The organism is Streptomyces sp. ITFR-6 (genome assembly GCF_031844725.1).
GTDB lineage: Bacteria > Actinomycetota > Actinomycetes > Streptomycetales > Streptomycetaceae > Streptomyces.
This window is the reverse complement of the sequence record NZ_CP134612.1, coordinates 1,285,287-1,298,457: the sequence shown is the minus strand read 5'-3', so window position 1 is coordinate 1,298,457 and position 13,171 is coordinate 1,285,287. Positions and strand designations below refer to the sequence as shown.

At 71.9% G+C, this 13,171-nt stretch carries 10 protein-coding genes and 3 pseudogenes; 10 read left to right on the top strand and 3 right to left on the bottom strand.

The features are described 5' to 3' along the window. Window positions 1-88 precede the first annotated feature (88 nt). The 5 genes and pseudogenes from RLT59_RS05535 to RLT59_RS05515 all read left to right on the top strand — a co-directional run bounded on the left by RLT59_RS05535 (window position 89) and on the right by RLT59_RS05515 (window position 5,017). Window positions 89-1,306 carry a sensor histidine kinase gene (locus RLT59_RS05535; protein ID WP_311302340.1) on the top strand — a complete coding sequence of 406 codons (1,218 nt, stop codon included), beginning with the start codon at window positions 89-91 and terminating at the stop codon, window positions 1,304-1,306. After that, window positions 1,303-2,022, top strand: coding sequence for a response regulator (locus RLT59_RS05530; RefSeq protein WP_311302339.1), 720 nt, complete (start codon window positions 1,303-1,305; stop codon window positions 2,020-2,022). The genes RLT59_RS05535 and RLT59_RS05530 overlap by 4 nt, the downstream gene beginning before the upstream one ends. An 86-nt stretch (window positions 2,023-2,108) precedes the next feature. After that, window positions 2,109-3,287, top strand: a complete 1,179-nt coding sequence (locus tag RLT59_RS05525) for a cytochrome P450 family protein (RefSeq protein WP_311302338.1) — start codon at window positions 2,109-2,111, stop codon at window positions 3,285-3,287. A 101-nt stretch (window positions 3,288-3,388) separates the two neighbouring features. Further along, window positions 3,389-3,808, top strand: a complete 420-nt coding sequence (locus RLT59_RS05520) for a PaaI family thioesterase (protein WP_311302337.1) — start codon at window positions 3,389-3,391, stop codon at window positions 3,806-3,808. A 44-nt stretch (window positions 3,809-3,852) separates the two neighbouring features. Then, a pseudogene (locus RLT59_RS05515) lies at window positions 3,853-5,017 on the top strand (cytochrome P450). A 30-nt stretch (window positions 5,018-5,047) separates the two neighbouring features. On the opposite strand, the gene RLT59_RS05510 reads toward RLT59_RS05515, so the two are convergent. Next, on the bottom strand, window positions 5,048-6,052 hold the full coding sequence (locus RLT59_RS05510) for a Gfo/Idh/MocA family protein (protein ID WP_311302336.1): 1,005 nt from the start codon (window positions 6,050-6,052) through the stop codon (window positions 5,048-5,050). 301 nt (window positions 6,053-6,353) lie between these two features. Here RLT59_RS05510 and RLT59_RS05505 point away from each other — a divergent pair, with 301 nt between their 5' ends. From RLT59_RS05505 to RLT59_RS05485, 5 genes are all read left to right on the top strand, one after another. After that, the gene (locus RLT59_RS05505; RefSeq protein ID WP_311302335.1) at window positions 6,354-7,337 is read left to right on the top strand and encodes a sugar ABC transporter substrate-binding protein; all 984 of its coding nucleotides are present in this window, start codon (window positions 6,354-6,356) and stop codon (window positions 7,335-7,337) included. Next, a complete protein-coding gene (locus RLT59_RS05500) occupies window positions 7,334-8,386 on the top strand; it encodes an ABC transporter permease (protein WP_311302334.1) in 1,053 nt (350 codons plus the stop codon). Before RLT59_RS05505 ends, RLT59_RS05500 begins: the two co-directional genes overlap by 4 nt. Continuing rightward, a complete protein-coding gene (locus RLT59_RS05495; RefSeq protein WP_311302333.1) occupies window positions 8,383-9,246 on the top strand; it encodes an ATP-binding cassette domain-containing protein in 864 nt (287 codons plus the stop codon). Before RLT59_RS05500 ends, RLT59_RS05495 begins: the two co-directional genes overlap by 4 nt. Before the next feature lie 125 nt (window positions 9,247-9,371). After that, complete coding sequence (locus tag RLT59_RS05490; protein ID WP_311302332.1) at window positions 9,372-10,535, top strand: ROK family glucokinase; 1,164 nt, start codon at window positions 9,372-9,374, stop codon at window positions 10,533-10,535. Window positions 10,536-10,549: 14 nt separating this feature from the next. Beyond that, on the top strand, window positions 10,550-11,146 hold the full coding sequence (locus tag RLT59_RS05485) for a hypothetical protein (protein ID WP_311302331.1): 597 nt from the start codon (window positions 10,550-10,552) through the stop codon (window positions 11,144-11,146). Between the two features lie 74 nt (window positions 11,147-11,220). On the opposite strand, the pseudogene RLT59_RS05480 reads toward RLT59_RS05485, so the two are convergent. Beyond that, a pseudogene (locus RLT59_RS05480) lies at window positions 11,221-11,754 on the bottom strand (SAM-dependent methyltransferase); the annotation flags it as partial. Between the two features lie 37 nt (window positions 11,755-11,791). Continuing rightward, window positions 11,792-13,083 (bottom strand): annotated as a pseudogene (locus tag RLT59_RS05475) (family 2 encapsulin nanocompartment cargo protein terpene cyclase). Between the last annotated feature and the right edge of the window lie 88 nt (window positions 13,084-13,171).

Below are 13,171 nucleotides of genomic sequence, written 5' to 3'. Positions count from 1 at the left end.
CGTCCGAAAGTCTTCCCTTCCACGACTTTGGTCGCCTCCCGGCCCCGAACCGCCGGAAGCCGCGATTCCACTGCGTAGCTTTGTCGATATGACGCGCACGGAGTACCCCTGGCTGCTGCCCTCTGCGATGGCCGACCCCGAGCTGCCCGGTGACCGAGGCGCCCGCTCCCGCCGCACCGTGCGCGACTGGATCGTCGACATCACGGCGTTCCTCTGCGCGGCGGGCATCGGCCTGGCGACCATCGCGACGATCGAGGCCGACCCCACCACGCCCGAGGGTGTCGTCTTCGTGGACTCGCTGGTCGGCGCCGCGGCCTGCTGCGCGCTGTGGGTCCGGCGGCGGTGGCCGGTCGGCCTCGCGGTGGCGATGACGGCGCTCTCCATCGTGGAGCCCGTCGCGGCCGGGGCGCTGCTGGTGGCCCTGTTCAGCGTGGCCGTGCACCGGCCGTTCCGGCCCGTCGCCTTCGTCGGCGCGGGGGCCCTGGCCGTCGCCCCGATCCAGCCCTACGTGCGCCCCGACCCGACCACCTCGTTCATCGCGTCCACCATCATCGGCGTGCTGCTGATCCTGCTGGTGCTCAGCTGGGGCATGGTCGTACGCTCCAGACGCCAGCTCGTCGTCACCCTGCGCGAGCGGGCCCGGCGCGCCGAGACCGAGGCCGGACTGCGCGCGGAACAGGCCCAGCGGCTGGCCCGCGAGGACATCGCCCGGGAGATGCACGATGTCCTCGCCCACCGGCTGACCCTGCTCTCCGTGCACGCCGGAGCCCTGGAGTTCCGGCCCGACGCGCCCCCAGCGGAGGTGGCCCGCGCCGCCGGGGTCATCCGGGACAGCGCGCACGAGGCGCTCCAGGACCTCCGCGAGATCATCGGGGTGCTGCGCAGCCCCCGGGACAGCGAGGGCGACCGGCCGCAGCCCACCCTCGCCACGCTCGACGCGCTGGTCGCCGAATCCCGGCTGGCCGGGATGAAGGTGGCCCTCGACAACGGCCTGGCAGAGCCGGACGCGGCGCCCGCCGCCACCGGCCGCACCGTCTACCGCATCGCCCAGGAGGGCCTGACCAACGCCCGCAAGCACGCACCGGGCACCGAGGTCACCGTCAGGGTCAGCGGCGGCCCCGGCCAGGGCATCACCGTCGAGGTGCGCAACCCGGCCCCCACCGAACCCTTCGAGCAGGTGCCCGGCTCCGGACAGGGGCTCATCGGGCTGACCGAACGGGCCACCCTCGCCGGCGGCCGACTCGACCACGGACCCGAACCTGGCGGCGGGTTCGGGGTCCGGGCTTGGCTACCGTGGCCGTCATGACCACCCCGATCCCCGTTCCCGCCGACCGCCCCGTCCGGCTCCTCATCGTCGACGACGACCCGCTCGTACGGGCCGGCCTCGCCCTGATGCTCGGCGGCGCCGACGACATCGACATCGTGGGTGAGGGCGCCGACGGCAGCGAGGCGCCCGGACTCGTCGAGCGGCTCCGCCCGGACGTCGTCCTGATGGACATCCGGATGCCGGTCATGGACGGGCTGACCGCCACCGAGACGCTGCGCGGCCGCCCGGACGCACCCGAGGTCATCGTCCTGACCACCTTCCACGCCGACGAACAGGTGCTGCGCGCGATCCGTGCCGGAGCGGCCGGCTTCGTGCTCAAGGACACCCCGCCCGGACAGATCGTCGACTCGGTACGCCGTGTGGCGGCCGGTGACCCGGTTCTGTCGCCCGCGGTGACCCGGCAGCTGATGGCCCGCGCCGCGAGCCCCGGCGGGGAGGAGAAGGCCGACCGCGCGCAGGGGGCCCGCCGACGGCTCGCCTCGCTCGCGGAACGGGAACGCGAGGTGGCCATCGCCGTCGGGCACGGCCGTTCCAACGCCGAGATCGCCGCGGCGCTCTATCTGAGCGTGGCCACCGTGAAGACCCAGGTGTCACGGATTCTGGCCAAGTTCGACTTCAACAACCGAGTCCAGATCGCCCTGCTGGTCCACGATGCGGGCCTGCTCGACGACGGCGACGGCCCGGGGCTGTCCTGAACTCTCCGCCCGTCCCGGACCCGGCGGCATACGCTGAACCGGCCGGTCCCTCGCGGCCGGACCGATCAGACCGGGAGGGTGGGCCCATGTCCGATGTCGACGTAGATCTGCGCGGGGTCGCGGACTTCACCGCGAATCCGTACCCGTACTACGAGAAGATGCGCGCGGCGGGTCCGGTGCACTCCGTGCGGACGGACGAGTTCGACCGGGTGTGGCTCGTCGTCGGGTACGACGAGGGACGGTCGGTCCTGGCCGACCAGCGGTTCGGCAAGGACTGGCGGACGCTGCCCGGCCAGACGGGCATGGGCGACCCGATCAACGCCAACATGCTGGAGATGGACGCACCCGACCACACCCGGCTGCGCAAGCTGGTCGCGCGGGAGTTCACCGCCCGCCGGATCGAGGCGCTGCGGCCCCGCGTGCGGCAGATCACCGACGGACTGCTCGACGCGATGGTGCCCGCCGGCCGGGCGGACCTCGTCGACGCCTTCGCCTTCCCGCTGCCCATCACCGTCATCTGCGAACTCATCGGCGTCCCCGACCTGGACCGGGATGCCTTCCGGCTGCTGTCGAACGGCGTGGTCTCCCCGGCGAGCGCGAACCAGGAGGGCGACGCGGTCCGCGCCATGGGCGGCTACCTCGCCGAACTGATCGAGAACAAGCGCCGCTCGCCGGGCGAGGACCTGCTGAGTGCGCTGATCGCCGCCCGGTACGAGGACGAGGACGCGCTGTCGCCCGACGAACTGGTCGGCATGGCCTTCCTGTTGCTCGTCGCAGGCCATGAGACGACCGTCAACCTGATCTCCAACGGGGTGCGGGCGCTGCTCGAACACCCTGAGCAACTGGCGGCTCTGCGAGCCGACTTCGGACTCATCGACGGGGCGGTCGAGGAGATGCTCCGCTATGACGGTCCGGTGGAGGCCGCCACCTTCCGGTTCGCCCGGGAGGCCGTGCCGATCGGCTCCGCCACCATCGCGGAGGGCGATTCGGTCCTGGTCGCCCTGGCGGGCGCCGACCGTGACCCCGCCCGCTACCCGGAACCGGACCGCTTCGACATCCGCCGCGAGGCGCAGGGACACCTGGCCTTCGGGCACGGGACGCACTTCTGCCTGGGCGCGCCGCTGGCCCGGATGGAGGGCCGCATCGCGGTGCGGGCGCTGCTGGAGCGGTGCCCCGGACTCCGGCTCGATCCGGACGCCGGGGAACCGGACTGGCTGCCCGGCATGCTGATCAGGGGGACGCGGAAGCTGTCCGTGCGCTGGTGAGGCAGACTCGCCGCAGGTCAGCGGACCTCGCCGCAGGTCAGCGGACCTTTGCGCAGGTCAGCAGACCTTTGCGCAGGACAGCCGACAGAGAGGAACTCGTCATGGCCGGACTCGACCTGGAGATGGCGCAGAAGGTGCTCGACAGCCAGCCGTTCAGCGGGCTCGTCGGCGCGCGGATCACCGCGTTCGGGGACGGCGGGGTCACGCTGGAGATCGACGGCCGGGAGGAACTCCAGCAGCAGAACGGGTTCCTGCACGGCGGGGTGCTCGCGTACGCCGCCGACAACGCGCTCACCTTCGCCGCCGGAACGGCACTCGGCCCGGCCGCGCTGACCGGCGGCTTCTCGATCCAGTACCTGCGGCCCGCCACCGGCGGCGGACTCGTCGCCCGCGCCTTCGTCGTCCACTCCGGCCGCCGGCAGGCGGTGGCGCGCTGCGATCTGTTCACCGTGGACGGGAGCGGGGCAGAAACCCTGTGCGCGGTCGCCCAGGGCACCGTGCTGAATGCCGGGTCGTCCTGAGGGAGCCCGGATTGACCACGGAAGAGGCAGTCGATCTCGGAGCGATGGGGGACAGGTTCACCCGCGATCCGGACAGTGTCTACGCGGCCCTGCGGGCCCGTGGCCCCGTCCACCGGGTCCGCATCCCGGAGGGCGCGCCCGCCTGGCTCGTCGTCGGGTACGAGGAGGGCCGGGCCGCGCTCGCGGACCAGCGGCTCTCCAAACAGTGGGCCCTGGCCTCGCCCGACCTCGGCGTGAGCAAGGTCTCCTCCGGGACGTCCATGATCAGCACGGACGCACCCGAGCACACCCGGCTGCGCAAGCTGGTCACCCGGGATTTCACGCCCCGCCGCATGCAGCAACTCCTGCCGGGTGTGCGGCGGATGACCGACGAACTGCTCGACACGATGCTGGCGCTGCCCGGCCGCCGTACCGACCTCGTCGAGTCGCTGGCGTTCCCGCTCCCGATGTCCGTCATCTGTGAACTGCTCGGCGTCCCCTTCCTGGACCGCCAGGCCTTCCGGGCGTGGTCCAACACCGCGGTGTCCTCCATCGACGCGGCGGCGCGGAGCGAGGCGACCGCCGACACGTCCCGCTATCTGGCCGGGCTCCTCGACGACAAGCGCGAACAGCCCGGCGACGACCTGATGAGCGCGCTGATCCACACGGCCGACGAGGAAGGCGACCGGCTCTCGGCCGGTGAACTGCTGGGCAAGGCCTGGCTGTTGCTCGTGGCCGGCCATGAGACCACGGTGAGCCTCATCTCCAACGGGGTGCTCGCCCTGCTCACCCACCCGGAGCAGCTCGCAGCGCTGCGGGCGGATCCCGGCCTGATCGACAACGCGGTGGAGGAGATGCTGCGTTACGCGGGCCCGATCGAGACCCCCACGTACCGCTTCACGACCGGCCCGATCGACATCGGCGGCACGCTCGTCCCGGGCGGCGGCGAGCTGGTCCTGATCGCGATGGCCGACGCCAACCGCGACCTGGACCGCTACCCGGACGCGGACCGGTTCGACATCACCAGGGACGCCCGGGGACACGTCGCCTTCGGCCACGGGATCCACTACTGCCTGGGCGCGCCGCTGGCCCGTATCGAGGCGGCGGTGGCGGTCGGATCGCTCCTGGAGCGCTGCCCGGAACTGGCGCTCGACACCGATCCGGACACGCTGACCTGGCGGACGGGGATGCTCATCAGGGGGGCCGGAGGCGCTGCCGGTCCGGTGGTGAGGGCGGCCGGGCTCCTTCGCGTGATCACCCTCAGGCCCCGGGGATCTCCGCCATTTCCACCGGCCGGCGCTCCCGGCGGGAGACCTCGCACGCCTCCGCGACCCGCAGCGCGTGCAGGGCCTCCCGACCGTCGCAGGGATTGGCCGCCTCGCCCCGCACCAGCCGGACGAAGGCGTCGAGCTCGGCCTCGTACGCCGGGGCGAAGCGTTCCAGGAACCCCGGCCAGGGCTTGGCCGGGGCGGCGGGGCCCTGCGGTTCCGCGGAGGTCAGCGGGGTGCGGTCGTCCAGGCCGACCGCGAGCTGGTCCAGCTCCCCGGCGAGCTCCATCCGCACGTCGTACCCGGCGCCGTTGCAGCGGGTCGCCGTCGCCGTGACGAGGGTGTCGTCGTCGAGGGTCAGCAGCGCCGCCGCGGTGTCCACGTCACCGGCCTCGCGGAACATCGCGGGTCCGGCGTCCGAGCCGGTGGCGTACACCCGGGCCACCTCATGGCCCGTCACCCAGCGCACCATGTCGAAGTCGTGGATCAGGCAGTCCCGGTACAGCCCGCCGGAGAGCGGCAGGTAGGCAGCGGGCGGCGGCGCCGGGTCCGAGGTCACCGTCCGCACGGTATGCAGCCGGCCGAGCTCCCCGCCGCGTACGGCCGAGCGCGCCGCCAGGTACCCCGCGTCGAACCGTCGCATGAACCCGAGCTGGAGCACGCTCCCGGCCTCCCGCGTCTCGCGCAGCGCGGCCAGCGTGCCCGCCAGGTCGAGGGCGACGGGCTTCTCGCAGAACGCGGGCACCCCGGCGCGGGCGGCCCGGCCGATCAGCTCGGCGTGCGCCGCGGTGGCCGAGGCGATCACCACGGCGTCCACGCCCGCGCCGAACACCTCCACGGCGGAGCCGGCGGTGGCCGCCCCGGTCCGGCGCGCGACCTCCGCCGCGCGGGCCGGGTCCGTGTCCGTCACCACCAGGGCGTCCACCGAGGGGTGGCGGGACAGCACCGCCGCGTGGAAGGAGCCGATCCGGCCGGTGCCGATGAGTCCGATGCGCATGGACCCAACGTGCCGGTCACCGGCAACGCTGTCAACTGTATGTCCTGACAAAGTCGGCCAGGTGTCGGAGTGCGGCCCGTGCCCGCCCTGCCGGGCCCCCCGCCTCACTCCTTCGATTCCCGCCGCCCCGTACGGTGACAGCGCCCCATGACTTCCGTACGGTGTCGGAGGCTTCCCGGCTTCTCGGGGATACTTGCCCAGCCGGACCGGGACCGTACGGGCCCCGGCTGGGCCGGCAGCACAACGAGCAGCACGAGAAGGGCACGCAGTCGTGGCAAGGGTTCGGACAGGGGTACGTGCGATGGGCGCCGTGCTTGCGGCGGTGCTCGGGGCCTCCCTCATGGGATGCAGCAGCACCGGCGGCAAGCGGGCGGAGGAGCGAGCGGCGCAGTCCGCCGCCGAGGGCCGGTCCGCGGTGAACACGCCCCGCTGGACCTTCGCCATGGTCACCCACTCGGGCGACGGCGACACCTTCTGGGACATCGTCCAGAAGGGCGCCAAGATGGCGGCCGGCAAGGACAACATCAACTTCCTGTACTCGCACAACGACGAGGCGCAGCAGCAGGCCCAGCTGGTCCAGGCCGCCATCGACAAGAAGGTCGACGGGCTGATCGTCACGCTCGCCAAGCCCGACGCCATGAAGGACGTCGTCGCCAAGGCGACCAAGGCCGGCATCCCGGTGATCACGGTCAACTCGGGCGTCGCGGAGTCCAAGCGGTTCGGCGCGCTCACCCACATCGGCCAGGACGAGTCCATCGCCGGCGAGGCCGTCGGTGAGGAGCTCAACAAGCGCGGCCGCAAGAAAGCCCTGTGCATCCTGCACGAGCAGGGCAACGTGGGCCACGAGCAGCGCTGCGCCGGAGCGAAGAAGGCCTTCGACGGCCAGATCCAGAACCTGTACGTCGAGGGCACCAACATGCCGGACGTCCAGGCCTCCATCGAGGCGAAGCTCCAGGCCGACAAGGACATCGACGCGGTCGTCACCCTCGGCGCGCCGTTCGCGGACGCCGCCGTCAAGGCGAAGCAGACCGCGGGCAGCAAGGCCGAGATCGACACCTTCGACCTGAACGCCAAGGTCGCCGCGGAGCTGAAGGCCAAGACCCTCGGCTTCGCCGTCGACCAGCAGCCCTACCTCCAGGGGTACGAGGCCATCGACCTGCTCTGGCTCTACCGCTACAACCGCAACGTGCTCGGCGGCGGCCGCCCGGTCCTCACCGGCCCCCAGGTCATCACCTCCGCCGACGCCGCCCAGCTCGCCGAGTACGCGGACCGGGGAACCCGATGACCGCCGCCTCCGGATCCTCGTCGCCCGCCGGGACGGACGAGCGGCTGCTGCGCACCTCACCGCTGCGCAAGCTGCTCGGCCGCCCCGAGCTGGGCTCGGTCGTCGGCGCGCTGGCCGTCTTCCTCTTCTTCGCGATCGTGGCCGACAGCTTCCTGCGCGCCACCAGCTTCGGCACGGTGCTGTACGCGGCCTCCACCATCGGGATCATGGCCGCGCCGGTGGCGCTGCTGATGATCGGCGGCGAGTTCGACCTCTCCGCGGGGGTGATGGTCACCAGCTCCGCGCTGATCTCGTCGATGTTCAGCTACCAGATGACGGCGAACGTCTGGGTCGGCGTCTTCGTGTCGCTGCTGGTCACGCTCGCCATCGGCGCGTTCAACGGCTTCATGCTGACCCGCACCAAACTGCCGAGCTTCATCATCACGCTCGGTACGTTCCTGATGCTGACCGGACTGAACCTCGGCTTCACCAAGCTGATCAGCAAGACCGTCTCGACGAAGACCATCGGCAACATGGAGGGCTTTCCCTCCGCCCGCAAGCTCTTCGCCTCCTACTGGACCGTCGGCGGCGTCGAGCTCAAGGTGACCATCCTGTGGTGGGCGGTCCTCGTCGCCGTCGCCACCTGGATCCTGCTCCGCACCCGCTTCGGAAACTGGATCTACGCGGTCGGCGGCGGCGCCGACTCGGCCCGCGCGGTCGGCGTCCCGGTGATCCGGACGAAGATCGGGCTGTACCTCGGCGTCGCCTTCGCCGCCTGGGTCTCCGGACAGCACCTGCTGTTCAGCTACGACGTGGTGCAGTCCGGCGAGGGGGTCGGCAACGAGCTGATCTACATCATCGCGGCGGTCATCGGCGGCTGCCTGATCACCGGCGGCTACGGCTCCGCGATCGGCTCGGCGGTCGGCGCCTTCATCTTCGGCATGACCAGCAAGGGCATCGTGTACGCGGAGTGGAACCCGGACTGGTTCAAATTCTTCCTCGGAGCGATGCTGCTCCTGGCCACCCTGCTCAACGCATGGGTACGCAAGCGCGCGGAGGCGACGAAATGACGGCCCCCAAGGCACCGGACGTGCCGAAGGACACCGTGCCGCAGGCGCTGGTCGAGCTCGACCACGTCAGTAAGTACTACGGCAACATCAAGGCGCTGGAGGACGTCTCGCTGGAGGTGCACGCGGGCGAGATCTCCTGCGTCCTCGGCGACAACGGCGCCGGCAAGTCCACCCTCATCAAGATCATCGCGGGGCTGCACCGGCACGACGCCGGAAGCTTCCTCGTCGACGGTGAGGAGACCACCCTCGCCAACCCGCGCGACGCCCTGGACCGGGGCATCGCCACGGTCTACCAGGACCTCGCCGTCGTCCCGCTGATGCCGGTCTGGCGGAACTTCTTCCTCGGCTCCGAGCCGACGACCGGCGTGGGTCCCTTCAAGCGCCTCGACGTCCGGCTGATGCGCGGGACGACCCGCTCCGCGCTGCTGCGGATGGGCATCGACCTGCGCGACGTCGACCAGCCCATCGGCACCCTGTCGGGCGGTGAGCGCCAGTGCGTGGCCATCGCACGGGCCGTCCACTTCGGCGCCAAGGTGCTCGTCCTGGACGAGCCGACCGCGGCGCTCGGCGTCAAGCAGTCCGGCGTCGTCCTCAAGTACGTCGCGGCGGCCAGGGACGCCGGGCTGGGCGTGGTTCTCATCACGCACAACCCGCACCACGCGTACCTCGTCGGTGACCGCTTCGTGCTGCTCAAGCGCGGCGCGATGGCCGGCAGCCACACCCGGGGCAGCATCACGCTGGACGAGCTCACCCGCCAGATGGCGGGCGGCAGCGAGCTGGAGGAGCTCAGCCACGAGCTGGAGCGGACCCCCGGACCGGACCTGCCGGGCGGCCCCGCGACGAAGGACGACACCCCGTAGTCCGGCCGGGCCGCGGAGCCCGTCCGGCAGCCCCGTCCCTCCGGCAGTGGCAGAATCGGGGCCGACGGGCGCCGCCCGCCGCCGGGATCGGCACGAGCCCGGCCACCCCCGACCCCCCAGGGACGATGAGCACGTACCGCGACTTCACGCACCGCGGCTCCGCCCGCGCCACCGTCCTGCGGACCGTCGGCACCCGGGAGCGGCGCTCGCACCTCACCGCGCCGCGGGTCCCCACCGTCGGCATCGACATCGGGGGGACGAAGGTGATGGCCGGCGTCGTCGACGCCGACGGCAACATCCTGGAGACCCTGCGCACCGAGACGCCGGACAAGTCCAAGAGCCCCAAGGTCGTCGAGGACACCATCGTCGAGCTGGTCCTCGACCTCTCCGACCGGCACGACGTGCACGCGGTGGGCATCGGCGCGGCCGGCTGGGTCGACGCGGACCGCTCCAAGGTGCTGTTCGCCCCGCACCTCGCCTGGCGCGACGAACCGCTGCGCGACGCCATCGCCTCCCGGCTCGTCGTCCCGGTGATGGTCGACAACGACGCCAACACCGCCGCCTGGGCCGAATGGCGCTTCGGCGCCGGCCGGGGCGAGGACCACCTCGTCATGATCACGCTCGGCACCGGCATCGGCGGCGCGATCCTGGAGGACGGTCAGGTCAAGCGCGGCAAATACGGCGTAGCGGGTGAGTTCGGCCACATGCAGGTGGTGCCCGGCGGCCACCGCTGCCCCTGCGGCAACCGGGGCTGCTGGGAGCAGTACAGCTCCGGGAACGCACTCGTCCGGGAGGCCAGAGAACTGGCCGCGGCGGACTCCCCGGTGGCCCACGGAATCATCGAACGGGTCAAGGGCAACGTCCCCGAGATCACCGGACCGCTCATCACCGAACTGGCCCGCGAGGGCGATGCGATGTGCATCGAACTCCTCCAGGACATCGGCCAGTGGCTCGGCGTCGGCATCGCCAACCTGGCCGCCGCGCTCGACCCCTCCTGCTTCGTCATCGGAGGCGGCGTCAGCGCCGCCGACGACCTGCTGATCGGACCGGCCAGGGACGCCTTCAAACGCCACCTCACCGGCCGCGGCTACCGCCCGGAGGCGCGCATCGCGAAGGCGCAGCTCGGCCCGGAGGCGGGTATGGTCGGCGCCGCCGACCTCGCCAGACTGGTGGCCCGCAGGTTCCGCCGTACCAACCGCCGCCGCGTCGAGCGGTACGAGCGGTACGCGCAGATCTACGACCAGGCGGCGAGCACCATCCGTAACACCCGCAACACCCGCACTTCCTAGGGACTCCCAGAGCGATGAACGCAGCCGAGCACCCCGTCGTGCCGCGTCAGTCCCCGCCGCCCGAACCGGGCGACGGGCGGCTGCCGGAGGACCGGCGCAGAACGATCCGCCGGCGCCTGATCACGGCGACCATCATCGTGCTGCTCATCGGCGTCCCGGCCGGATATCTGCTGATCTCCGCGAGTCAGAGCCGCCGCTCCGGCCAGGACAAGGCCGCGGAGGCCGCCGCGCAGGGTCTGCGCGAGGGCTGGCCGTCCCGGATGCTGCGCCGGATCTTCGAGGTGCCCATTCCCTGGGACGCGCAGGACGTCGAGTACTACGAGACGAACAACTGGAAGGCCAGCCGGATGTACGTGCAGTTCCGCACGTCGTCCAACGGCCTCGACCGGTTCCTGACCAACGTCGGCACCGGCCGGGCGGCCCTGACCGAGGGCAGGATCACGGTCGGCGCCCGTGACACGAAGGTCGCGGGCTGGTACTTCGGCAAGGGCGTCGCGTGGGCGGGAACCACGCACACCAACAAGGACCCGCGCCCCACCCAGGACATCACTGTCGACATGACCGACCCGATGGCCCCCGTCGTGTACGTCGTGTCCGCGGCCACCCCCTGACACCCCCGCCGACCGCGGCCGACGGGGCGTCAGGGGGCGCGGCGCGCGAGGTCAGACGCGGTCCGCCGCGATCAGGAGGCCGCCGCGGAGCCGGTCTCGAACGGGGTGGCGAGCATGTTGCAGACACGCGCCCGTACGTGGTCCTGAAGGCCGAGTTCGCGGGCCCGGCCGTTGGCGAATTCGGCTTGCTTGGCGGAGAGCGTGACCCCTTCGACCTTGCACCCGAGGCGCTGGTGCGCCATCACCATCGAGCCGCCCCGGCCGCAGCCGGCGTCCAGCAGGGTGTCCTCCCGCCCGATGTCACCCAGGTGCCCCAGGAGATATTCGGCCTGCGCCGACTCCAGCCGGTGCAGCTCGGAGATCAGCGCCTTCTCGCCCGCGCCGTCCCCGGCGGCGGCGAGCGCGGCGGTGTCGATCTCACCGATGCCGTAGTGGTGGTGGTAGAGCCCGTCGACATCGCCCAGGCGCAGGTTCACGGGCCTGGCCTCGCCGTCCCAGTAGCGCGCGATGTCTCCCTGGTACGGGGGCGCGGGGCCGGGGATGCGCACCGGGGCGGAGGCGGATGCGCGGGTGGAGCCGACGGTGGCGGTGAGTTCGGCGTTGGTCACGGATGAATCCATTCTCTTACCAGAAGTCGGGCAAGCTCTAGCGGTAGGTGTTCGACTGATGCCAGTGGTGATTGCCGTCGACCCAGGCGGCCACGCCGCGCAGGAAGCGCTGCACACTCGGCACGGGGGATTCCGCGGCCAGGGACGCCGCGGCGGTTTCGAAGTCGTGCATGAGCTCGTTGTGGATCTCGACCGACTTCAGATAGGCGTCGCGGTCGGAGATCCCCTCGCGTTCGGAGATCACGACGGGCAGGTTCAGGTGCCGGCCCGGTGCGTTGAGCTCCTTGGTGTACGAGTACAGGTCGTTCACGATGGTCGTCGCGTTTCCCGCCAGGGCGATGACCTCCTGCATGGCCGGCTGGGCATGCAGGTCCGCGGGGAGCTCGTAACCCCCGACGGTGTCGGTGATGGTGGGGCAGGGGCGGAAGTTGTTGAACTGGCGCATCGCCAGGTACTCCCACACCTGCGGGACGTGATCCATCTGCGCCCAGGCCGCTTCGGCGAGGTAGCCCATGTGCAGCCGGGCCATGTCGTGCCGGAGCCGGTCCGCCTGGGAGGGGCCGGCGGCTCGGACGAAGTACTCCATGGCGGAGCGGTGGGCCCGCCGGGGCGCGTCCGCGTGCAGCGATTTCGCCCATTGCGGCTGGTACTCCGCTGTGGTGTGCGGGGAGTCCAGGGCGGTGTGCGCCAGCAGCAGCCGCTCGCCCAGGCCAACGGGCGATCCGCCGTGGTCCTCGCAGTAGCAGTCGTCCACCGCGTTCTCGGCCACCATCAGGCGGGTGGCGAGCATCAGATGGTCGATGGTGGGCGCGTCCGGATGGCAGCCGACCATGTAGCGGCCCACGGAGAAGCCGTCGAACTCCTCCTCCCGGTCCTCGGGATACAGCGAGACCTCGTCCAGGGCCCAGGCCTTGATCCTCCGGCTGACCTCCTCGACCCGCACCGGATCGGGCTCGGGGATCGGGTGGTAGTAGAGCCCCGGGATCACCTTGCCCTCGGCGCCGGCCTGGGCACCCGCCGCCGCACCGGTCTCCGGCGTGGCGGCCGGGGTCGCCGGGGCGCGTCCCGCAGCAGCATGCGCAGGCTTGCGGTACCCAGGCCGGTGGGCCCTCCCAGGACCCGTCCGGACCCGGCATCCGGCGCGGCCGGGGTGGGGGCGGGCGGCGTGGGCGCGGCCGCCCGGGAAAGCACCGGCGGACGGGGCAGGCCCCCGGCGGCGGCGCCGATGTCCCGGGCGCGCGACGCGGGCTCGGTGAGTACGTGGGCCCCGAAGCGGGAAGCGGCCTCCGGCAGGCTCGGCTGCGGAGGCGGCAGCTCGGGTGCGGGCATCCATGACTCCTTGGTGGGTGGGCGGTTGTCCGGAGGCTTCCGGGTGCGGGGCACCGGGCGAGCGCGATCGGCCCGCCGGATCCGGGGC